This is a genomic window from Streptomyces sp. NPDC058650 (assembly GCF_042717315.1).
GTDB lineage: Bacteria > Actinomycetota > Actinomycetes > Streptomycetales > Streptomycetaceae > Streptomyces.
Genome location: NZ_JBHXRL010000010.1, coordinates 156,631 through 177,307 on the forward strand (window position 1 = coordinate 156,631; position 20,677 = coordinate 177,307).

A 20,677-nucleotide genomic window follows, 5' to 3' on the forward strand; every position below is an offset into this window, starting at 1 on the left:
CGATAGGGGGTTCCTTTGGTTTTCGTCAACATGACGAAAGTGATCACCCGGAGAGGGACGCGGAAGCCGGCTCCATGTCCGGAACGGTGCGGGGAAGGGGGAGGGAGAGGGGTGTGGGGAGGTCGGTGACGCGGGCAGGCGGCATCGGCCGGGACCCCGCCACGACGGTGGAGGTGGAGGTAGCGCTGGAGGCGGAGGCGGAGGCGGAGGCGGAGGCGGAGGGCGAGGGCGACTCGGGGGCCGGCGTGGTGCCGCCCTTCGTCAGGAGCACCACGCCCCGCGCCGCGACCAGCGACGCCGCGGCCGCGATCGGCCAGCCCCACGCACCCGCGCGGAAGGTCTCGCCGAGCAGGGCCACGCCGATGATCGCGGCGGCCGCCGGATTGGAGAGGTTGACGACGGCCAGCGGCGCCGCGAGCCCGCCCCGGTAGGCCGCCTGCGAGAGCAGGAGTCCGCCCACGGCGAAGCCTGAGATGAGGACCGCGAGCAGCGCGGTCTGCCACCAGACGGGTTCCCTGCCGGGCAGTTCGAGCGCGAGCGCCGCCGTCAGGGTCTGCGTCAGGGCGGAGCCGACGCCGGAGGCGATGCCGGAGGCCGTCGCGTGCCCCAGCCCGCGGCCGCCCCTCCCGCCTGTGTCGTCGCGCCTCCGCGACACGCGGCCCGAGGCCAGTGCGGCGATCAGCAGGGCCGTCGCCGCGGCGACGATCAGGGCCTCGCGCAGGCTGAGCGCCTCGCCCGGCTCCGCCGGTCCGGTCATCGCGACCAGGCCGACGAGCCCGCCCAGGGTCAGCAGCGCTCCGCGCCACTCGGTCACGGTCACGCGCCGGCGCGCGCAGTACGCGCCCAGCGGCAGCGCCGCCACGAGCGTCAGGGCGCCCAGCGGCTGAACCAGTGTCAGCGGCCCGTAGTGCAGGGCGGCCACATGGGCGAGCGCCCCGGCGGCGTTCAGGCCGACCGCCCACCACCACTGCCCGCGGGCGAGGAGCGCGCGGAGCGCCCCGCGCCCGTCGGGGGCGGCCGAGGAAGCGGCGAGTCGTGACTGCGCGACGGCGGCGAGCGCGTACCCGGCGGCGGAGACGAGGGAGAGCAGCACCGCGAGGACGGTGCCGGCGACGGGGGTCATCGCAGAGCCCCGGCCGGGAGGGCGGCCGTGCGGCGCGGACCGGGCACGGTCGGCGGAGGCGTGCTGAGGCGGCCCGGGGCCCGGAAGGCGAGCAGCGCGAGGCCGAGGAGTGCGGCGGCGGCCAGGGCGTCGAACCAGTAGTGGTTGGCGGTGCCGACGATGACGAGCAGGGTGAGCAGCGGATGCAGCAGCCACAGCACGCGCCAGCGGGAGCGGGTGGCGGCGATCAGGCCGATCGCGACCATCAGGGCCCAGCCGAAGTGCAGCGACGGCATGGCGGCGAACTGGTTCGCCATCGAGTCGGTCGCGGGGGTGGCCCCGTACACGGAGGGGCCGTAGACCCGCGCCGTGTCGACGAGGCCGGTGGCGGCGAGCATGCGCGGCGGGGCGAGCGGCATCAGCAGGTGCAGGGTGAGCGCGGCGCCGGTCAGGAGCGCGAGGACGCGGCGCGACCACAGGTAGTGGGCGGGGCGGCGCCAGTACAGCCAGCCGAGGAAGGCGAGGGTGGCGGGGAAGTGCACGGTCGCGTAGTAGGTGTTGGCGGCCCGGATCAGCGGTTCGCCGTGCATCAGCAGCTGCTGGATCGTTCCCTCGCCGGGGAGGTGGAGCACGCGCTCGGCGTCCCAGACGAGGTCGGCGTTGTGGAAGGCGCGGGTCTCGTGGCCGTTGGCGACGAGCCGGCCGAGCTTGTAGACGAGGAAGAGCGCGGTGACGAGCACGAACTCGCGCAGGAGCGGCGGTCGCGCGGCCGCCTCGCGGCCGTCGGGGGCGCCGTGACCACCGGAGTCCGCGCGGCCGTCGCGGCCCGCGTGACCCTCGCCGCCTTCGCCCCCCGCGTGACGCTCCCCGCCTTCGCGGCCTCCGGGCTCACCGGGGCCGGGGGTAGCCGTCGTCCCCGGTCCTGGAGGACGTCGTCCTCGTGTCCCGCGTATCCCGGCAGCCATCGCGCGGCCCCTCTAATCCGTCAAACCGGTAGCAAACGGAGTGAGCCTAGATCCGATTTCATCGAGACGCAAGCGTCTCGATACGTTTGCGTCTCGATTGTGCACCCCCTACTCTCGTATGTGCAGAGGCAGAGGTGTCCGGGAGGATTCGATGTCCACACAGGCGGCGACCGCCGCAGCCCGTCGCAGCAAGATCACGCCGGAGCGTGAGACGGAGCTGTACGACGCGGTGATCTGCCTCCTCAGGGAAGGCGGCTACGACTCGGTGACCATGGAGGGCGTCGCGGCCCGCACCAAGTGCGGCAAGGCCACCCTCTACCGTCAGTGGGGCACGAAGCCGCAGCTCGTCACCGCCGCCCTCGCTCAGCGCCGCTGCACCGTCTTCACCGGCATCGACACCGGCTCCCTCGCCGGAGACCTGCGCGAGGCCGCCCGCATCGCCGCCTCCCACCGCGAACGCGACGCCGAGCTCATGGAGGCCGTGGCCCAGGCCTTCATCCAGCACCCCGACCTGCGCGCCGCGCTCCGCGAGACCGTCATCGCCCCCGAGATCGCGGCCATCGACGCCGTCGTGGCGCGCGCGGTCGAGCGGGGCGAGATCGCCGCCGACAATCCCGCCATCGCCTTCGTCGCCCCCTGCTTCCTGGGCATGCTCCGCATCGAGCGGATCTTCGAGGAGCGGTTCGCCGAGACCTCGACCATGCGCGGCTTCGTGGACGCCGTCCTCCTTCCGGCGCTGCGCGCCGAGAGGTGACCACCCGGCCCGTCCGGCACCCTGGAGACATGCCGCCGAGCAACGCCCACGCCCACCCCCACCCCCACCCCCACGTCCGCGTCCGCCGGATCTACGAGACCCCGTCGTCCGACGACGGCGTACGCGTCCTCGTCGACCGGCTCTGGCCCCGCGGCCTCGCCACGACGGACGCCCGCATCGACGAGTGGCCCAAGGCCCTGACGCCCTCCACCGAGCTGCGCCGCTGGTACCACGGCCCCGAAGGGGAGTACGCGGAGTTCTGCCGGCGGTACGAGGCCGAGCTCGCCGCGCCCGAAGCAGCCGCGGCCCTCGACCGGCTCCGGGAGCTGGCCGCGCGGGACACCGTCACGCTGCTCACCGCCGCCAAGGACCCCTCGGTCAGCCACACGTCCGTGCTGGAACGCGAACTCGCCCCGCAGGCAGGGGAGTAGCGGGACTCACGCGCCGGGGGCGCGCAACCGCGGTGCCTCTGCCGCCGCGTCGACCTCCGTACGGGACGCTTCGGAACGGTCGGCCAACTCCCGCGCCCACGCCACGAGTCCGCCGACATCGAGCCCGTACGGACTCTCGTACGGACCCCCGGACGGACGACCACCTAGGCCTCCGTGCGGACTGCCGTGCGAACCGCCATGCGGACCGCCGGGCGAACCGCCGTACGGGCTGCCGTGCGAACTCCCCAGTGAAGTAAGCCTGTCGGCGCCCCTGCGCAGCAGCCGCGCCCCGCCCTCCCGGTTGCCGCGGGCCGCGTGCGTCAGGCCGACCGCGAGCTGCGCGAGCCCCTGCCACAGATCGCGTTCCGTCTCGGGGCCCGACTTCCAGGCGTCCTCGAAGACCTCGTGCGCGTGGAAGGGCATCCCGGCGTCAAGCAGCCGCTGCGCCTCGCGCAGGGTCTCGGCGGGGGTCCGCACCACGCCCTCGGGCTGCCGGGGCACTCCCTCCGCCCCGTAGGGCAAGGGGCGGCCGAGCCCGTCACGGGGGCGTGCGCTCCGCGCCCGGCCCTCCTCGTCGCGATCCCTCGTCGTCCCGTTCACCCGTCCATTGTCGCCCCCGGGACGATCAGGGGCGGTAGGCTCGTCGGTCCGACGTTTCCCGGGTCCGTGTGGGTCGCACGGGCCAGGCGGGCCGCGTCGTGCCCGTAGCTCTTGTGGGGGAGTGAGTCACCGGTGCCGTCGGAACCCGAACAGCCGCTGCCCGTGGGGTCGTTCACGACCCTGGCCACGGCCGCCCGCCCGAGGCGGGGCGTCCTGCTCGAACGCGGACCGGAGCTCGCCGCGGCCTTCCACGCCGTCGACGCGCTCGTCGCCGGGGCCGCGGCCGGCGGACCCGCCCAGGGCGGCGTCCTCGTCCTCCGGGGCGACCCGGGCGTCGGCAAGACGACCCTCCTCGCCGAGATCCACCGCGTGGCCCGGGACCGGTGCACGGTCCTGACCGCCCGCGGCGGCGAGACCCTCACCCCGGTCCCCTTCCACCTCACCCGCCAGCTCCTCCAGCCCGCTCTGGACGGCTACGGCTCCGACCGCGTCCACCACCTCTTCGGCGACCACTTCGACCTCGTCGCGCCCGCGCTCGGTCTCGCCCCGCCGCCCCCGCCGTCGGCGGCGCCCGCCGATCCGCAGGGCGTACGGGACGGTCTGGTCCGGCTCCTCGACCGGCTCGCGGACGGCCTGCGCGACCGGCCCCCGGTGCTGCTCGTGGACGACGCCCACTGGGCCGACACGGAGACCCTGACCTGGCTCGAAGCCTTCACGCGCACGCGACAGGACAGCCGGCTGCCGGTCCTCGTGGTCCTCGCCCACCGCCCGCTGCCGAGCGACGAGGGCGACCGAGGCGACGGCGGTGACAGGGGCGACCGAGGTGAAGGGGGCGAAGGGGGCGATGGGGGCGACGACACGCACCCGCTCGCCGCACTGGCGGACCGCGCCCTCCTGACGCTCGGGCTGCACGCCCTCACCCGCGAGGCCACCGACGAGCTCGCCCGCGAGACCCTCGGCGCCCACACGGACGAGGCGTTCTGCCGGGAGCTCTGGGCGGTGACCGCCGGCAACCCGTACGAGACGGTCGAGCTCCTCGCCAAGGTCAGGGACCGGACGCTCGAACCCGTCGCGGGCACGGCGGGCTTCCTCCGGAGCCTCGCGGCGGGCGCCCGGGGCGGCGGCCTCGTCACACGCCTCGAAGCACTCGGCAGCGGCCCGACCCGCCTCGCCTGGGCGGTCGCCGTCCTCGGCGCGGACAGCACACCGGACCTCCTCGCGCAGCTCACGGGCATGGACGCGAGGGAGCTCGCCGACCACACGGAACGGCTCCGCCGGGCCAGGATCGTCACGGCGCCGCCGCCACGGAATCCGCTCGCCGGCCCGCCGCTGGAGTTCGCGCATCCGCTCATCGGCACCGCCGTGTACGGCTCGGTGCCGCCGGCCGTCCGAACCGCCCTGCACGGGCGCGCGGCCTGGGCGCTCACCGAAGCGGGCCACGGACCTGCGGCCGCCTCCCGCCACCTCCTCGAAGTCCACCCGGACGACGACGAGGACGTGGTGCGCCGACTACGGGCCGCCGCCGTCGAGCACCTGGCCGTCGGCGCCCCCGACGCGGCGCGCCGCTGCCTGGAACGGGCCCTCGCCGAGCCGCCCGGCCCCGACTCGTACGCCAGGGTCCTGTACGAACTCGGCTGCGCGTCCCTGCTCACGGCACCCGCCGCCACCGTCCTCCACCTGCGCTCCGCGCTCGACCTGCCCGGCCTCGACGACGCCCTGCGCACCGACGCGACCTACCGGCTCGCGCAGGCCCTCGCCCACAACAACCAGCTTCAGGAGGCCGCGCGGGCCGTCGCCGCCGAGGCGGCCCGCACCCCGCCGGGCACCGGCCGACGCCGCCTCCAGGCGGCCCACTTCATGTACGAGGGCTTCCAGGCGACCGAGGAGGACGGCCCCGGCCGCTCCCGCCGCCTGGCCGACCTCACCGCCACCCTCACCGGAGCGGACAACTCCGAACGCGCCCTCCTCGCCGTCCGGGGCTTCGACGCGATGCTCCGCGGCGAACCCGCCGCCGAGGTCGTACGCCTCTGCGACCGTGCCCTCGCCGACGGCCTGCCCGCCCGCGGCCTCGGCTGGACGGACACCACCTGGGGCTTCGAGATCCCGGCCCTCACCGGCATCGCGTACGTGTTCGCCGACCGGCCCGACCGGGCCGAGGCGCTGTTCGCCGAGGCCGTCCGGGCCTTCGAGATCTCCGGTTGGAGCGGCGCCCACCTCGCCTTCGCCCACAGCCTCCTCGGCCTGGTGCACCGGCGCCGCGGCGACCTGCCGCGCGCCCAGCACCACCTGGAGGAGGGCCTGCGCCTGGCCGACCGGGTCGGCGCCGGGCTCCCCGTCCACTGGGACACCGCCTGCCTCCTCGTCGACACCCTCCTCGCCCGCGGCCGTACCGCCGAGGCGCGGAGCATCGCCGACCGCTACGCCTTCGGCCCGCCCTGGCCGGGCGCGATCGTGCTGCCCGACGGCCCCAGCGTCCTCGGCCGGCTGCTGCTCGCCGAAGGCCGCGCCGAGGAGGCCGTACGCACCCTGCAAGGGGCGGCCGAGGCGCTGACCACCCGCGGCCGGCACCACGTCGTCTGGGCCCCCTGGCCCTTCGACCTCGCCAGGGCCCTCGCGCCCGAGGACCCGGACCGTGCGGCGCGCATCGCCGCCGACGCCCTGACCCACGCCGAACGCCTCGGCACCCCCACGGCCCTGGGCGAAGCCCTGCGCTGCGCCGCCCTCTTCGCGGACCCGCCGGAGGCCCGCGACCTCCTCACCCGGGCCGTCACCCACCTCGCCGCCTCCCCGTCCCGCTACGAGGAGGCCCGGGCCCACCTCGACCTCGGCCACGCCACCGGCTCCCCCGCCGCCCTCGCCCGAGCTGCCACCCTGGCCGCCACCTGCGGCGCAGACGCCCTCGCCGCGGCAGCGGTGACAGCCCGTGCGTCAGCCCACCCCCCGGAGTGAGGTAGTGTTTCTCCTGCACGCCGACGCGGGGAAACCCCGCGGGAGACGCGCATCGGGACGTGGCGCAGCTTGGTAGCGCACTTGACTGGGGGTCAAGGGGTCGCAGGTTCAAATCCTGTCGTCCCGACTTTTCGAAGTCGCAGATCAAAGGGCCGTTTCAGAGCAATCTGAAACGGCCCTTTGATCGTTTTTGGGGACCCCGTGCCGACTGTGACAGGCGGGGCTCGATTCGGGGACCGAGGGGTCTACCTCGCGCCGCGGACCGACGAGCCGGCGGCGACGAGCGCCGCGGCTCCTGCGGCGCCCGCCAGCACGGCGAACAGACTCGGGTAGCCGCCCAGCGTCGGCGCGAGGAGAGCTGCGGCGAAGGGAGCGAGCGCTGACGCGGTCATGGCGGGGGCGCTGAGGAGTCCGGAGAGCGTGCCGTAGTGGGTGGCCCCCCATCGGTCGGTGATGGCGGTCGCCTGGAGGAGGGTGAGGTTGCCGCGCACCACGCCGGCGGCGACGGACAGGGCCGTCACGAGGCCGTATGGGCCGGGGGTGAGGGCGAGGGCGGCGGTGGTCAGGCTTCCGAGGGCGATGAGGACGACGGTCCGGGTGGTCGTGCCGGTGCGGCGGGCGAGCGTGGCGTAGAGGGTGCGGCCGAGGGTTTGGCCGGCGCCGCCGAGGCCGAGGGCCCAGGCGGCTTGGCTGGTGGTGTAGCCGCGTTCGATCAGGAGCGGCACGAGGGTGACGACGACGGCGTACATGGCGAACGCTGAGAGTGTGAACGCCAGGGCGAGCAGCAGGAAGGGGCGGCTGCCCACCACGTTCCGCGGGGTCGCGTCTGTGTGACCAGGCGCTGGTGGGGCCGGTGGCCACGGGGCTCTGAGGGCGAGTGCGTGGGCCGGAATCGTGATGACGGCGAGGATCGCGGCGAGCACGAGGTAGGTGGCGCGCCAGGACAAGTGAGCGGCGAGGACGGCGGTCAGAGGTGCGAAGACCGTCGAGGCGAGGCCGCCGGCGAGCGTGACGATGGTGAGGGCGCGGACATGGTCGGGCGCCCACCAGCGGGTGACGGCGGCGAAGGCGGGCTGGTAGAACGTGGCGGCCATGGCGAACCCGGCCAGGGCCCATCCGGCGAAGAACACCGGGAGGTTGGGAGCGAGGGCCACGATCGACAGGCTCAGGGCTCCGACGGCCGACCCCGTGGTCATGATGGTCCGGGGGCCGTGGTGGTCGATGGTGCGGCCGACGCGGATTCCGGCGATGCCGGAGATGACGAGGGCGAGCGAGAAGGCGGCCATGGTGGCGCTGGCGGACCAGCCGGTGGCGGCGGTGATCTGGGGGTTCAGGACGGGGAAGGCGTAGTAGACGATTCCCCAGCCGGTGATCTGGGTGGCGCAGAGCGCGGGCAGGACGGCGCGGGGCCGCGACCGGTCCCCTGTTCCGGTCGCGGCCCCGCGGGTGTGAAGGTGGGTCATCCGTCGATCAGCAGCAGCTACCGGCGGTGGCTGTGGCCGGTTCGCTCGTCCGGGCGCCGGCGGTGGCCTGGCGGGAACAGCACGTGCCGGCCTGCTGCTTGGCCAGGGTGTCGGCGTCGGCCTTGACGACGTACACCTCCCACGGCTCGCGGCCGGGGCCGTGGACCCACACCTTGTCCTGAAGGGCGTAGCAGCAGGTGGTGTCGTTCTCCTCCGTGGTGGCGAGACCTTCCTGGGCCAGCCGGGCAGTGGCCGCCTGGACGGCGTCGGTGGTGTCGACCTCGACGCCGAGGTGGTCCAGGCGGGTGTCCTCGCCGTCGGCGCCTTCGATGAGCACGAGCTTGAGCGGCGGCTCGGTGAGGGCGAAGTTGGCGTAGCCGTCGCGGAGTTTGGCCGGCTCGGCGCCGAAGAGCTTGGTGTAGAAGGCGACGGATGCCGAGAGGTCGGGGACGCGCAGGGCGAGCTGTACACGAGACATGACGGGCCTCCTGCTGTGAGTGGACAGTCGGGACGGTCAGCAGCCGCCGGAGCCGGCCGGGGAGCCGACGCCGAGCTGGATGAGGGCCGGGGTGGGGGCGCAGCAACCGCCGCCGTCGGACTGGTCGTCCGCGGTCTGCTGGTCGAAGAGGCCGGCGCCGCCGCACACCCCGGTCTCGGGAAGCACGAGCTCGACGCGCTCGGCCGACTCCCGGTCGCCGGCGATCGCCGCGACGACGGATCGGACCTGCTCGTAGCCGGTGAGCGCGAGGAACGTCGGCGCGCGGCCGTACGACTTCATGCCGACCAGGTACACCCCTTCCTCCGGGTGCGAGAGCTCCTTCACGCCGTGCGGGTAGACCGTGCCGCAGGAGTGCTGGTTCGGGTCGATCAGGGGAGCCAGCTCGACGGGGGCCTGGAGGCGCTCGTCCAGGCCCAGGCGGAGCTCGTCGAGGAAGGAGAGGTCGGGGCGGAAGCCGGTCAGGACGATGACCTCGTCGACCGGGTCGAGCCGTCGGCCGTCCTCGGCCATCAGCACGAGCTGCTCGCCGGCGCGCTCGATCGTGTCCGTACGGAAGCCGGTGACGGCGTCCGCGTGGCCGTCGTCGACGGCGGCCTTGGCGGCGAGGCCGAGGGCGCCGCGGGCGGGGAGCTGGTCGGCGGTGCCACCGCCGAACGTGGAGCCGGAGATGCCCCGGCGGAGGATCCAGGTGGCGTGCGTGCCGGTGCCGTCCTCGGACTTCGCGAGGTCGGCGAGGGAGGCGAGCGCCGTGAAGGCAGAGGCGCCGGAGCCGATGACGGCGGTGCGCCTGCCCGCGTAACGGGCCCGGACAGCGCTGTCGTTGAGGTCCGGGACGCGGTAGGAGATCCGGTCGGACGCCGCGCGCTCGCCGAGGGCCGGGAGCCCGTCACCGCCGGCCGGGCTCGGGATGGCCCAGGTGCCGGAGGCGTCGATGACGGCGTGGGCGAGGATCCGCTCTTCGCGGCCGTCGGCGTGGGTGACGCGGACGGTGAAGGGCTGGGTCTCGCGGTCGGCGTCGACGATCCGGTCGCGGCCCGACCGGGAGACGCCGGTGACCCGGGTGCCGAGGCGAACCTTGTCGCCGAGGACGTCGGCGAGCGGCTGGAGGTAGTGGGCCGCCCAGTCGCCGCCCGTCGGGTACGTGCCCGGGTCCGGCTTCACCCAGCCGGTGGGGGCGAGGAGCTTTTCGGCGGCCGGGTCGGTGACCTCGCCCCAGGTGGAGAAGAGCCGCACGTGCGACCACTCGCGCACCGCCGCGCCCGCCTGCGCACCCGCCTCCAGGACCAGCGGCTCCAGGCCGCGGTCGACGAGATGAGCGGCGGCAGCCAGACCGGCGGGGCCGGCCCCGACGACCACGACAGGCAGCTGCTCGGTGGCGGTGACGTTCATGGCGGTTCCCCTTGTGTTTCGACGTCTGTCGATCTCTTGTGCCCTCAGCATGGCACCTGTATCGACGAGCGTCAACATAGACATTCATCGAATTGATGGACCTGGCCGGGGGTCCCGGCAGCTCGCCCGCCGGGAGTTCGGCACGAAGCCTCTGGGTGCCTGGTTCGACGTGTGTCAACATAGACGTATGTCGAATGTGAAGGCGCTGCCGCTTCTGGAGCCCGCCGTCGAGCCCTGCTGCCCGCCGCTCGCCGAGCGACCGCTGACGGCCGAGGAGGCCGAGCGAACCGCGGTCATGTTCAAGGCGCTGGGTGACCCGGTTCGCCTGCGTCTGCTCTCGTCCGTCGCCTCGCACGAGGGCGGCGAGGCATGCGTCTGCGACATCTCCGACGTCGGCGTCTCCCAGCCCACGGTCTCCCACCACCTGAAGAAGCTCAAGGAGGCCGGGCTGCTCTCCTCCGAGCGACGGGGCACCTGGGTCTACTACCGCGTCGAACCCGCCGTCCTCGCCGCCATGGGCGCGCTCCTCACCAACGCCGCCGCCGCGGCGTAGCCCTGGCAGGAGCTCGGACTCGTGAACCCGCACCCAGGCGCAGGTTCACCGTCGGAGATGTGCCGCCCACGAGGGCGTGCCGGACGCTCTCCAGGAGCGGGACGCTGCCCGCCGGGATGTGCCGTGACCGGCGAAAAGCCGCGCAGCGGGCAGGTCGCGGACGTGGCCCGGGCGCGAGCCGGCCCGCCGGGCGGCCGCGACCGACCCCACGTATCGGGGTCGGTCGCGATCGGCCCCGATACGCGCACGGACGGCGACATCCGCACCAACCTCACGCGCCCCGCCGGCTCAGACGGCGCCGAGTAGGCCGGCGATCTGGCGGGCGGCTTCGCGGGCGGGGCGACCGACGCCGATGAGGGTGGCGGAGGCAGGGCCGGTCCAGTCGCCGTAGCCGAGGAGATGCAGGCGGGGTTCGGCGAGGGCCTGGGTACCGTGGGTGGGGATGTGGCCGCGGGGATCGCGCAGGCCGAGCGGTGCGAGGTGGGCGAGGGCGGGGCGGAAGCCGGTGCACCAGATGATCGCGTCGGCGTCCGAGCAGGTGCCGTCGGCCCACTCGACGCCCGTTGCCGTGAGCCGGGCGAACATCGGCTGGGCCTTGAGGATCCCGGCGTCGCGGGCTTCGCGTACGGGCGGGACGGCGACGATGTCGCCCAGAGAGGCCACGCCTCCCGCGTCCGTACGCCCCTCGTCCAGGGCGCGGCGCCGGGCGGTGGCGTGGTCGAAGAGGGCGCGGCCGTCGATGTCGTCGGCGAGGTAGCGGGGTTCGCGGAGGGTGACCCAGGTCAGGTCGGTTTCGTACGCGAGGTCGGCGGCGATCTGGGCGCCGGAGTTCCCGCCGCCCACCACCACGACCCGCTGCCCGGCGAAGTCGGCAGGGCGCCGGTACGCGACCGTGTGGAGCTGGGCACCCTGGAACTCCGTACGCCCCGGGACGGCGGGGACGAAGGGGCGCCACCAGGTGCCGGTCGCGCTGACGACCGTGCGAGCCCGCCAGGTGCCGGCGGCGGCCTCCACACGCAGGAACTCGCCGTCGCGGTGGACCGCTTCGACGCGGACCGGCCGCACGACGGGGAGCTCGTACCGCTGCTCGTAATCGGAGAGGTACGCGACGACGTGGGCGGCGTCCGGGTACGTCTCGCCCGGCTGCGGCGGCATCAGCCGGCCGGGCAGGGAGGAGTACGCGGCCGGGGAGAAGAGGTGGAGGGAGTCCCAGGTGTGCTGCCAGGCGCCGCCGGGGGTGGCCTGGGAGTCGAGGATGACGAAGTCCAGGCCGAGGCGGCGCAGGTGGTAGCCGGCGGCGAGCCCGGCCTGGCCGCCGCCGATCACCACCACGTCCACGACCTGGGTCACTCGGCGTCCGTCTTCCCGCGCAGGAAGATGACCGCGACCAGGGCGAGACCCACGACCGCGCCGATGATCTGCATGCCGACGAACGCGGGGACTGAGGCGGGGGCGATGCCGGCGAAGGTGTCGGTGAAGGCCCGTCCGATCGTCACCGCCGGGTTCGCGAAGGACGTGGACGAGGTGAACCAGTAGGCGGCGCCGATGTACGAGGCGACCGCCACCGGCGCGAAGCGGAGGCGGTCGGTACGGGCGAGGCCGAAGATCAGCAGGATCAGACCGGCCGTCGCGACGACCTCGCCGAGCAGGAGGTTCCCCGCGGAGCGGTCGTGCGTGGACCACTTCACCAGTGGCTCCCCGAACATCGCGTCCGCCAGGATCGCCCCCGCGATCGCGCCGACGATCTGGGACGGGACGTAGACGGCAAGCTCGCGGGTGTTCACGCCCGCGCCGCCGCGCCGGGCGGTCCACCACTCGGCCAGGGTGACGGCCGGGTTGAAGTGCGCCCCCGAGACCGGCCCGAGGAGGGCGATCAGGACGCCGAGGCCGAAGACGGTGGCGGTGGAGTTGGCGAGGAGCTGCAGTGCCACGTCGTCGGTGAGGTCGGTGGCCTGGATGCCGGAGCCGACGACGATCGCCACCAGCGCGGCGGTGCCGACGAGCTCGGCGGCGGCTCGGGCGGCGAGCGGGGTACGGGGCGGGGTGGCGCCGGGCGCGGGCTGCGGCGACGGGTCGGTGGCTATGGCGGCGCTCGCAGCGGGCTCGGTGGCGGTCACGGGCGGGTACTCCTCGGCAGGTGAGGCGAGAGACTACGGGCAGGCTCTCTGGGTATCGGCGTTGGCGCGCGCGGCTGCGGCCAGGGCGGCGAACTGACCCGCGAGCTGCTCGATGACATCCGGCTTGAGCCGGTAGTAGGTGAACCGGCCGCAGGGCTCCGTCTCGACGACCCCGGCCTCGCGCAGCACTCTCAGATGGTTCGAGAGGTTGGTCTGCTTGGCACCGGTCTCCTCCACGAGATGGCTGGTGCACAGCGTCTCGCGGGCGAGCAGAGTCACGATCTGGAGGCGCAGGGGATCACCCAGAACCCGGATCAGATCAGTATCGACTGACGTCATCATGTGCTGATACTCTCACATCACCCGGAGCTGATACCAGCCTGGGCTGACCTCTTTGAATCCGGGGGGTTCTCGCCATGACCGCGTCCTCGTACCCGGTCCTTTCCGGCGAACGTCTCGCGGCCGGTGTCGCCTACCCGACTGGCGGCGACCGGACGCGGGTGCTGTTCGTGTGCAGCCACAACGCCGGCCGCTCCCAGCCGGCGGCGGCCCCGCTCGCACACCGGGCCGGAGACGACGTCATCGTCGCCTCCGCCGGCACCCGTCCTTGCGGCTCCGTCGCCGGCACCCGTCCTTCCCGCTCCGCCGACCCGCACGTGGTCCAGGCACCGGCCCGTCCCGGACCCCGACGGCGCCCCGATCGCGGTGGTGCGTTCCCTCCGCGAGGCCGTCGACGCCCGCATCACCACCCTGCTGGACACCCTGCCCGGCACCTGAAGCTTCCCGTCCCCGCACCACGTTCCATCCCTGCCTAAGGAAGAACCGATGACCGCTCCGCTCGCCTCCGTGCTCTTCGTCTGCGTCCACAACGCAGGCCGCTCCCAGATGGCCGCCGGCTTCCTCGACCACCTCGCCGGGGACCGCATCGAGGTCCGCTCCGCGGGTTCGATTCCGGGCGACCAGGTCAACCCGGCCGCCGTCGAGGCCATGGCCGAGGTCGGCGTCGACATCTCCGACCAGAAGCCGAAGGTCCTCACCACCGAGGCCGTCCAGGCGTCGGACTACGTCATCACCATGGGCTGCGGCGACGCCTGCCCGATCTTCCCGGGCAAGAAGTACCTGGACTGGGCCCTGGAGGACCCGGCCGGCCAGGGCGTCGAGGCCGTCCGCCCGATCCGCGACGAGATCAAGGGCCTCATCGAGGGCCTCATCGCCGAGATCGACGCGAAGCAGGAGGCGTAACACCCGTGAGCGAGCCCACGTCCGACGACGTCCGTGAGGTCATCGTCATAGGCTCCGGCCCCGCCGGATACACCGCCGCGCTCTACACCGCACGCGCCCAGCTGCGGCCCCTGCTCTTCGGCAGCTCGATCTTCGTCGGCGGCTCCCTGACCACCACGACCGAGGTCGAGAACTTCCCTGGCTTCCCGACCGGCATCGACGGCCCCGACCTCATGGACAACATGCGGGCCCAGGCCGAACGCTTCGGCGCCGAGATGATCGATGACGACGTCATCTCCGTCGACCTCACCGGTGACATCAAGGAAGTGACCGACAGCGAGGGAACGGTCCACCGGGCCAAGGCCGTGATCATCGCGACCGGCTCCGGCTACCGCAAGCTCGGTCTGCCGAACGAGGACGAGCTGTCCGGCCGAGGCGTCTCGTGGTGCGCGACCTGCGACGGCTTCTTCTTCCGCGACCGCGACATCGTCGTGGTCGGCGGGGGCGACACCGCCATGGAGGAAGCCACCTTCCTCACCCGCTTCGCCCGCTCCGTCACCGTCGTCCACCGCCGCTCGACCCTGCGCGCCTCCAAGGCCATGCAGAACCGGGCCTTCGCCGACGACAAGATCTCCTTCGCGTTCGACAGCGAGATCGCCGAGATCACGTCCGAGAACGGCATGCTCGCCGGCGTCGTCCTGCGCGACACCTTCACCGGCAAGACCCGCGACCTCGACGTCACCGGCCTGTTCATCGCCATCGGCCACGACCCGCGCACCGAACTCTTCACGGGCCAGGTCGACCTCGACGACGACGGCTACATCACGGTGGAGTCCCCTTCCACCCGCACCAACATCCCCGGCGTCTTCGCCGCCGGGGACGTCGTCGACCACACCTATCGCCAGGCCATCACCGCCGCCGCCAGCGGCTGTGCCGCGGCTCTCGATACGGAGCGCTACCTCGCTGCCGTCGTCGACAAGGTGAAGACCGCCGTGTCTGAGCCTCTTCCCATCTGACGGTACCGGGCCACGCGTCGGACGGATCCGCAGAACGACGAAGCTCCTGGTGGACGGGTTCTCGACCAAGATCGCCCGCAGCCACCAGGAGCTTCGCGCTGCTGTGGGCCTCGCGCGCGCTGCCCGGGTGTCATGACCTGCCCGCCCAGCTGTCGAGCCTCGCGAGGACGAGCGTCAGACCGGCACCGACCGTCGCGACGAGGGCGTAGGCCGCGAACGCGACCTGCTGGTCCTCCTTTTGCAGCGCTTCGGACTCGCTCCTGCTGATCTCGATCCGTTGGCGTTGGGGGTCGGAGGTGTCGATGGCGAAGTACCGGCCTCGGACGGTGTCGGTGTTCTGAAGGGAGGAGGCGTCCGCTCCGGCATGGATGATCAGCACCAGCCCGGTCAGTCCCACAGCCGCGAGCAGCCCTTGGACCCGGCGGGGCAGGGAACGTAGGGCACGCCACTGGTTCGCCTTGCTGCTCGCGAAGCCCCGGGCGCGGAGCCCGACGGCGATGCCGCGGATGAGCGTCGCCACGTGGAGGGGCACCAGCAGAACGATGCCGATCCCGAGGAGGAGCCACTCGTCGGCGAAGGGCGGGAGGAGCGGCGCGGTGGCCAGCGCCGCGGCGAGAAGCCCGGCGGTGGCGAGAGCGAGTTGTGTCCCTGCGTGGATCTTGGCGCTGCTTCTCACCGTGCCCCCGGTTCGTCTTGGTCTTGGTCGGCGATCTCGATGGTTCCGTCGCCGGACGGCACTGACTCGCTCCGTCGGTTCACGGATGGTGCCACGGAACAGCGCAGTTGTTCACTGCCGGATTCCGGCAGTCTTCTCGCGTTCTCACGGCCGTCCGGGCGCGTCCGTGAACGCGGCTACGACGGCGGCGACGCGCAGGAGGTGATGTGAACGGACGGAGGGACGACTCAAGCGGGCTCGCCCACGTTCCGGCAGGTGAGGAGCCGCATGCGCAAGGATCTCGGCTGCCGCGGCCTGGCGATGCGCCGGCCGTCGACCTGCGCACGCTCGCCCTCACTCTCGCCCCTCGCCCTCACCCTCGCCCTTGTCCCTCGTCGCCCGTCGCACCGGCCGGGTCGACGACCGGACTTGTGTCCTTGCTTGTACAAGCAGATAGGCTGTCCTTCATGGATGCGCCCCAGGAGCACACGGTGCCGGACTCCTCGCCCGCCACCGACGCCGAGGACGAACGCTGGTGCATGGCGGTGCGGTTGCTGGGCCGGATGGAGCGCCGGCTCGACGAGGTGCTGCGCCGGCGGCACGCCCTGCCGCTGTCCGAGTACCGGGCCATGTGCGCGCTGAGCCGGCCCGAGACCGGCGGTGCGCTGCGGATGGGTGAACTGGCCGATCGCATCGGGATGAAGGACAGCTCGGTGACCCGGCTGATCGCCCGCCTCGAGGGCCAGGGGCTGACCGAGCGGACCTCCGGGTCCGGCGACGGGCGCGCCGTGACCGCCGCCATCACCGAGGCGGGGCGCCGGCGGTACGCGGAGGCCACCTCCACCTATCGGTCGGCGCTCGGCACCGAACTCGACGCCGCCCGGGCCAACATCCACCTCGCCGACCTCGCCGACTGGGTCCGCACCGCGGAGGCCGACGAAGCGGCGGGCTGACGCTCCGACCCTCTTTCCCCCTCACCCAGGGAGTTCCCATGGCAACAGCGACCGAGCACTACGAAGACCTCCTCGCAGACCGGTACACCTGGATGCTCGGCGGCGATATCGCCGCGCTGGCCGAGGAACAGTCCGCGCTGCTCCGCGGTCTCGGCGTCTCGCCCGACGCGTTCGACCACGCCGTGGCCGTCGACCTCGGCTGCGGGTCCGGCGCCCAGTCCCTGGCGCTGGCCGGCCTCGGCTTCCGGTCCGTCGCGGCCGTCGACACGAGCCGGAAACTCCTCGACGAACTCGCCCGCCACGCCGGCGACCGGTCACCGGTCCGGCCGGTGCTCGCCGACATCCGTACGGCGCTGCCGCACGTCGCCGCCCCGGGAACGGCGGGCGTCGTCGTCTGTATGGGAGACACGCTCCCGCATCTCCCCGCCGCGTCCGACGTGGTGGCGCTGCTGGGCGACGCTCGGAACGCCCTCGCGCCCGGCGGCCACCTGGTCATCACGTACCGCGACCTCACCCGGCCGCTCCAGGGAACCGACCGCTTCCTTCCCGTGCGGAGCGACGAGAACCACCTGTTGACGTGCTTCCTCGAGTACCGCGACGAGGAGACCGTCATGGTCCACGACCTGCTCCACACCCGCACGGACGGACAGTGGTCGATGCGGGCGAGCAGTTACCCCAAGCTGCGCATCGGCGCGGAGTGGTTGTCCGCCCGATGCCGTGCCGTGGGGTTGGAGATCGCCCACGACGCCGCGGGCCCCCGGGGCATGCGCGTGCTGCACGCCCGTCGACCGTGAGCAGAACGACCCACCCACCGTTTCACGAGGAGAGCACGTGGAGAGCCAGAGCCGTACCGCGCTGATCGAGGACCTGATGGGGCGCTTCCCGCACGTGCCACGGGAAGCCGTGATCAAGGAGGACCTGCTGCGCGGCGGCATGGCCTTCGACGAGTCCGCGCTCAGCGGTACCGCCGACGGGGCCTCCGGCGATGTCAAGCCGAAGTCGTATTTCATCTTCTCCTTCGACCATCGCACTCTGCCGGAGCTCGGCGCCGCCGCGCTGAACCGCCCGCCCGAGGAGATCGTGCTCACCGGCGGCTCCTACGATCTGCGCCGCACCGTCGTGTCCGTCCGGGTCAATCCCGACTCCCCGTACACCGTGCGGGGTGGCGAGGACGGCGCGCTCGGCCTGTACCTGGACGGCGTACGGATCGCGGATGTCGGCCTGCCGCCGATGCCCGAGTACTACCGGCACCAGCTGTCCAACGGGAAGTCGGTGATGGAGGTCGCGCCCACCATCCAGTGGGGCTACCTCATCTACCTGACGGTCTTCCGGGTGTGCCAGTACTTCGGCGCCAAGGAGGAGTGCCAGTTCTGCGACATCAACCACAACTGGCGCCAGCACAAGGCGGCGGGCCGCCCGTACACCGGTGTGAAGCCGGTGGAGGAGGTACTGGAGGCCCTGGAGATCATCGACCGCTACGACACCGCGGGGACCTCCCGGGCGTACACCCTCACGGGCGGCTCGATCACCTCGAAGGTCGCGGGCCGCGACGAGGCGGACTTCTACGGCCACTACGCGAAGGCCATCGAGGAGCGCTTCCCGGGCCGTTGGACCGGCAAGGTCGTCGCGCAGGCGCTGCCCCGCGACGCCGTGCAGCGCTTCCACGACTACGGAATCCGGATCTACCACCCCAACTTCGAGGTGTGGGACCGCAGGCTGTTCCAGCTCCACTGCCCGGGCAAGGAACGCTACGTCGGCCGCGACGAGTGGCACCGCAGGATCCTGGACTCGACCGAGGTGTTCGGGCCCCGCAACGTGATCCCCAACTTCGTGGCGGGCATCGAGATGGCGGAGCCGTTCGGCTTCACCAAGGTGAGCGAGGCGATCGAGTCGACCGCCGAGGGCCTGCGGTTCTTCATGGCGAACGGCGTCGTCCCCCGGTTCACCACCTGGTGCCCGGAACCCACGACCCCGCTGGGCAAGGCCAACCCGCTGGGCGCACCGCTCGAGTACCACATCCGTCTGCTGGAGACCTACCGCGCGACGCTGGAGGAGTTCGGTCTGAACTCCCCGCCCGGCTACGGACCGGCCGGTCCCGGTCGTGCGGTGTTCTCCGTCAGCTCGTTCATGGACAGCCTGGAGGGACTCGAGTCGGACACCCCCTAGCCGCTCTGCCGCGCACAGCCGGCGGCATCGCGGTGGCCGACAGCTCGGCCCGCCTCGTCAACCAGGCTCCGCTTGCTCGCTGCGGGCGAGCCGTCGACGGGCCGGGCGCCGCGGAGGGCGTGACCCCGCGGCCTATTCGGTGTGTTCCCGGCGCAGGGTGAGGAAGATGAGCAGGGCGAACGCGGCGAACGCGGTCGCTGTGCGGGCGTAGTTGTACGCCTCCCACTGGTTCAGGATCTGCGCGTGATCGGCGGGTGCCGAGGTGGCTGCCCATTCCTTGATGCGGCCGTTGATGGGGACGTTGCCGAGCCGGGTGATCAGGAAGGACGCCAGGGCCAGCAGTCCTGCCCCGGCGGCGAGGAGTCGTGTCCTGCCGCGGGTCATCACGGCGAGTGCCGTGGCGCTCAGCACGGACAGCCCCATGGCGCCTTGCATGGTGATGCCGTTCATCTTCATGAGTTCGGCATGGAAGGCGAGTCGCGTCTCGAGCGGTACGGCGTCGAAGGTGGGTACGAGGTTGGCGGCCCCGTAGCCGAACGCGCCCGCGAGGGCGCCCGTGGCCAGGAGTGCGATGCCTTGCGTGAGTCGGATGCGCATCCGGGCTACCTCTGGGGCTGGGGGTCGGCAGGGGTGAGGGCGCGCGTGAGCTGCTCGGCTCGTCGCAGCAGGCCGTCCGGTGTGAACTCCGCGAACATATGCACCAGGGTCGAGACCGGCCCGCCCTTGCGCATCCGGGCGTGGACCGTGAAGCGGGTCGCGATCCTGTCGCCGTCCAGCAGCGCCTCGTGCACCTCGAACCGGAAGCCGGTCAGGTTCCTGCGGACAGGGCGGAGGTGGGCGAGAAGCCGGTCCCAGTCGAGCCGTACGCCATCGGCGACCTGGATGACGTCCCGGGTGTAGAACCTGGCCATGAGGTCGGCGGGATCGTCCGAGCCGTGCACGACGGCCTCGGTGAATGTGGTGAAGAAGTCGGCGACGAACTGCTCGGGCGGTGGAGTGGAGGGAGGTTTCATGGCGCTCCGGCCGTCGGGCGGGTGCGCACCCCGCTCCTTATGTCTTACGCCCTTGTAAGATATGCGGGAGGAGTTATTTCTGACAAGGGTGTAAGAGTTGTCTGCTTCCGAGGTCCCGGACAGTCCGTCGCGCGCTCGGTCTCGCCGCCGGGCGGATGCCGAACGCAGCCGAGTCGCCGTGCTCGACGCGGCCGTCCGGCTGCTCGCCGAGCGGCCCGACGCCGGCATGGCCGCGATCGCGGACGCCGCCGGTGTCACCCGGCAGACCGTCTACGCGCACTTCGGCACCCGCGACGCGCTCCTGGAGGCCGCGGCCGACCGCGTCACGGACGAGGCCATGGCGGCGATGGACGCGGCGGGGCTCGACGAGGGCCCCGCGCTGGACGCGCTGCTGAGGCTCCAGGAGATCGGATGGCGCCTGTTCGAGCAGAACCCGGTGCTGATCCAGGTCGGCCGGGTCCCGGTGGACGCCGAGGCGGACAGGGCGCGGCACCAGCCCGTCGCCGCGCGGCTGACACGGTTGATCGAGAAGGGCCAGGCGGCGGGGGAGTTCGACCCCGCCCCGCCCGCGGGCTGGCTGGCGGCTGCGGTGACGGCCTTGGGGCACGCCGCCGGTGACGAGGTCGGCGCGGGCCGGATGGCCGTGCCCGAGGCGGCGGAATGCCTCCGTGCCGCCACGTTCGGCGTGCTCGGAGCGCGGCCTCCGGCGGCTGGTCGACGGTGCTGAGGACCGGAGGGGGCCGGGCCACTCCAGCAAGAGTCGTAGATCGAGGGGCCGTCGCAGAGCAGTCTGAAACGGCCCCTCGATCGCTTTCGGGACCACCCGGGGGC

The 20,677-nt window shown here is 72.8% G+C and carries 22 protein-coding genes and 1 tRNA gene; 11 read left to right on the forward strand and 12 right to left on the reverse strand.

Annotated elements, in window-relative coordinates; genetic code table 11:
* Positions 1–43: 43 nt before the first annotated feature.
* Both ACFWWU_RS20010 and ACFWWU_RS20015 read right to left on the reverse strand, forming a co-directional pair.
* Complete coding sequence (locus tag ACFWWU_RS20010) at positions 44–1,123, reverse strand: DMT family transporter (RefSeq protein ID WP_384147076.1); 1,080 nt, start codon at positions 1,121–1,123, stop codon at positions 44–46.
* A complete protein-coding gene (locus ACFWWU_RS20015; protein WP_384147078.1) occupies positions 1,120–2,067 on the reverse strand; it encodes a phosphatase PAP2 family protein in 948 nt (315 codons plus the stop codon). Before ACFWWU_RS20015 ends, ACFWWU_RS20010 begins: the two co-directional genes overlap by 4 nt.
* Before the next feature lie 151 nt (positions 2,068–2,218).
* Here ACFWWU_RS20015 and ACFWWU_RS20020 point away from each other — a divergent pair, with 151 nt between their 5' ends.
* Together ACFWWU_RS20020 and ACFWWU_RS20025 are read left to right on the forward strand one after the other, a co-directional pair.
* Positions 2,219–2,821 (forward strand): TetR/AcrR family transcriptional regulator, encoded by a 603-nt coding sequence (locus ACFWWU_RS20020; protein WP_384147080.1) that lies wholly within the window; start codon positions 2,219–2,221, stop codon positions 2,819–2,821.
* 29 nt (positions 2,822–2,850) lie between these two features.
* Entirely contained in the window at positions 2,851–3,252 is a 402-nt protein-coding gene (locus tag ACFWWU_RS20025; RefSeq protein WP_384147082.1) for a DUF488 domain-containing protein, read from the forward strand.
* Positions 3,253–3,258: 6 nt separating this feature from the next.
* Here the strand turns inward: ACFWWU_RS20025 and ACFWWU_RS20030 are convergent, their stop codons facing one another.
* Positions 3,259–3,852, reverse strand: coding sequence for a DUF309 domain-containing protein (locus ACFWWU_RS20030; protein WP_384147084.1), 594 nt, complete (start codon positions 3,850–3,852; stop codon positions 3,259–3,261).
* A gap of 213 nt (positions 3,853–4,065) precedes the next feature.
* Between ACFWWU_RS20030 and ACFWWU_RS20035 the strand changes: the two genes are divergently transcribed.
* Entirely contained in the window at positions 4,066–6,801 is a 2,736-nt protein-coding gene (locus ACFWWU_RS20035) for an AAA family ATPase (RefSeq protein WP_384147245.1), read from the forward strand.
* 53 nt (positions 6,802–6,854) lie between these two features.
* Positions 6,855–6,928: transfer RNA gene (locus tag ACFWWU_RS20040), tRNA-Pro, on the forward strand.
* A gap of 118 nt (positions 6,929–7,046) precedes the next feature.
* On the opposite strand, the gene ACFWWU_RS20045 is transcribed toward ACFWWU_RS20040, so the two are convergent.
* The 3 genes from ACFWWU_RS20045 to ACFWWU_RS20055 are packed head-to-tail and all read right to left on the reverse strand — an operon-like array spanning position 7,047 to position 10,152.
* A complete protein-coding gene (locus ACFWWU_RS20045) occupies positions 7,047–8,264 on the reverse strand; it encodes an MFS transporter (RefSeq protein WP_384147086.1) in 1,218 nt (405 codons plus the stop codon).
* Positions 8,265–8,271: 7 nt separating this feature from the next.
* Positions 8,272–8,742 (reverse strand): ArsI/CadI family heavy metal resistance metalloenzyme, encoded by a 471-nt coding sequence (locus ACFWWU_RS20050; protein WP_384147088.1) that lies wholly within the window; start codon positions 8,740–8,742, stop codon positions 8,272–8,274.
* Between the two features lie 36 nt (positions 8,743–8,778).
* The gene (locus tag ACFWWU_RS20055; protein WP_384147090.1) at positions 8,779–10,152 is read right to left on the reverse strand and encodes an NAD(P)-binding domain-containing protein; all 1,374 of its coding nucleotides are present in this window, start codon (positions 10,150–10,152) and stop codon (positions 8,779–8,781) included.
* A gap of 187 nt (positions 10,153–10,339) precedes the next feature.
* Between ACFWWU_RS20055 and ACFWWU_RS20060 the strand changes: the two genes are divergently transcribed.
* Positions 10,340–10,705 carry an ArsR/SmtB family transcription factor gene (locus ACFWWU_RS20060; RefSeq protein ID WP_384147092.1) on the forward strand — a complete coding sequence of 122 codons (366 nt, stop codon included), beginning with the start codon at positions 10,340–10,342 and terminating at the stop codon, positions 10,703–10,705.
* Between the two features lie 288 nt (positions 10,706–10,993).
* Here ACFWWU_RS20060 and ACFWWU_RS20065 read toward each other — a convergent pair whose 3' ends face one another.
* The 3 genes from ACFWWU_RS20065 to ACFWWU_RS20075 are packed head-to-tail and all read right to left on the reverse strand — an operon-like array spanning position 10,994 to position 13,164.
* Positions 10,994–12,055 (reverse strand): ArsO family NAD(P)H-dependent flavin-containing monooxygenase, encoded by a 1,062-nt coding sequence (locus tag ACFWWU_RS20065; protein WP_384147094.1) that lies wholly within the window; start codon positions 12,053–12,055, stop codon positions 10,994–10,996.
* The gene (locus ACFWWU_RS20070; protein ID WP_384147096.1) at positions 12,052–12,822 is read right to left on the reverse strand and encodes an aquaporin; all 771 of its coding nucleotides are present in this window, start codon (positions 12,820–12,822) and stop codon (positions 12,052–12,054) included. The genes ACFWWU_RS20065 and ACFWWU_RS20070 overlap by 4 nt, the downstream gene beginning before the upstream one ends.
* 33 nt (positions 12,823–12,855) lie before the next feature.
* The gene (locus ACFWWU_RS20075; protein ID WP_384147098.1) at positions 12,856–13,164 is read right to left on the reverse strand and encodes an ArsR/SmtB family transcription factor; all 309 of its coding nucleotides are present in this window, start codon (positions 13,162–13,164) and stop codon (positions 12,856–12,858) included.
* Between the two features lie 483 nt (positions 13,165–13,647).
* Here ACFWWU_RS20075 and ACFWWU_RS20080 point away from each other — a divergent pair, with 483 nt between their 5' ends.
* Both ACFWWU_RS20080 and trxB read left to right on the forward strand, forming a co-directional pair.
* A complete protein-coding gene (locus ACFWWU_RS20080; protein WP_384147100.1) occupies positions 13,648–14,064 on the forward strand; it encodes an arsenate reductase ArsC in 417 nt (138 codons plus the stop codon).
* A 5-nt stretch (positions 14,065–14,069) separates the two neighbouring features.
* The gene (gene trxB, locus ACFWWU_RS20085; RefSeq protein ID WP_384147102.1) at positions 14,070–15,059 is read left to right on the forward strand and encodes a thioredoxin-disulfide reductase; all 990 of its coding nucleotides are present in this window, start codon (positions 14,070–14,072) and stop codon (positions 15,057–15,059) included.
* Positions 15,060–15,189: 130 nt separating this feature from the next.
* On the opposite strand, the gene ACFWWU_RS20090 is transcribed toward trxB, so the two are convergent.
* On the reverse strand, positions 15,190–15,735 hold the full coding sequence (locus ACFWWU_RS20090; RefSeq protein ID WP_384147104.1) for a hypothetical protein: 546 nt from the start codon (positions 15,733–15,735) through the stop codon (positions 15,190–15,192).
* 446 nt (positions 15,736–16,181) lie between these two features.
* Here ACFWWU_RS20090 and ACFWWU_RS20095 point away from each other — a divergent pair, with 446 nt between their 5' ends.
* The 3 genes from ACFWWU_RS20095 to ACFWWU_RS20105 are packed head-to-tail and all read left to right on the forward strand — an operon-like array spanning position 16,182 to position 18,833.
* Positions 16,182–16,667, forward strand: a complete 486-nt coding sequence (locus ACFWWU_RS20095) for a MarR family winged helix-turn-helix transcriptional regulator (protein ID WP_384147106.1) — start codon at positions 16,182–16,184, stop codon at positions 16,665–16,667.
* Positions 16,668–16,705: 38 nt separating this feature from the next.
* Positions 16,706–17,461: a class I SAM-dependent methyltransferase gene (locus ACFWWU_RS20100; RefSeq protein WP_384147108.1), complete on the forward strand. Its 756-nt coding sequence runs from the start codon at positions 16,706–16,708 to the stop codon at positions 17,459–17,461.
* Between the two features lie 37 nt (positions 17,462–17,498).
* Complete coding sequence (locus tag ACFWWU_RS20105) at positions 17,499–18,833, forward strand: radical SAM protein (RefSeq protein ID WP_384147110.1); 1,335 nt, start codon at positions 17,499–17,501, stop codon at positions 18,831–18,833.
* Positions 18,834–18,965: 132 nt separating this feature from the next.
* Here ACFWWU_RS20105 and ACFWWU_RS20110 read toward each other — a convergent pair whose 3' ends face one another.
* Both ACFWWU_RS20110 and ACFWWU_RS20115 read right to left on the reverse strand, forming a co-directional pair.
* Positions 18,966–19,430: an anthrone oxygenase family protein gene (locus ACFWWU_RS20110; RefSeq protein WP_384147112.1), complete on the reverse strand. Its 465-nt coding sequence runs from the start codon at positions 19,428–19,430 to the stop codon at positions 18,966–18,968.
* Positions 19,431–19,435: 5 nt separating this feature from the next.
* On the reverse strand, positions 19,436–19,846 hold the full coding sequence (locus ACFWWU_RS20115; RefSeq protein ID WP_384147114.1) for a nuclear transport factor 2 family protein: 411 nt from the start codon (positions 19,844–19,846) through the stop codon (positions 19,436–19,438).
* Positions 19,847–20,024: 178 nt separating this feature from the next.
* On the opposite strand from ACFWWU_RS20115, the gene ACFWWU_RS20120 reads away from it, so the two are divergent.
* Positions 20,025–20,573 (forward strand): TetR/AcrR family transcriptional regulator, encoded by a 549-nt coding sequence (locus ACFWWU_RS20120; RefSeq protein ID WP_384147116.1) that lies wholly within the window; start codon positions 20,025–20,027, stop codon positions 20,571–20,573.
* Positions 20,574–20,677: the final 104 nt, after the last annotated feature.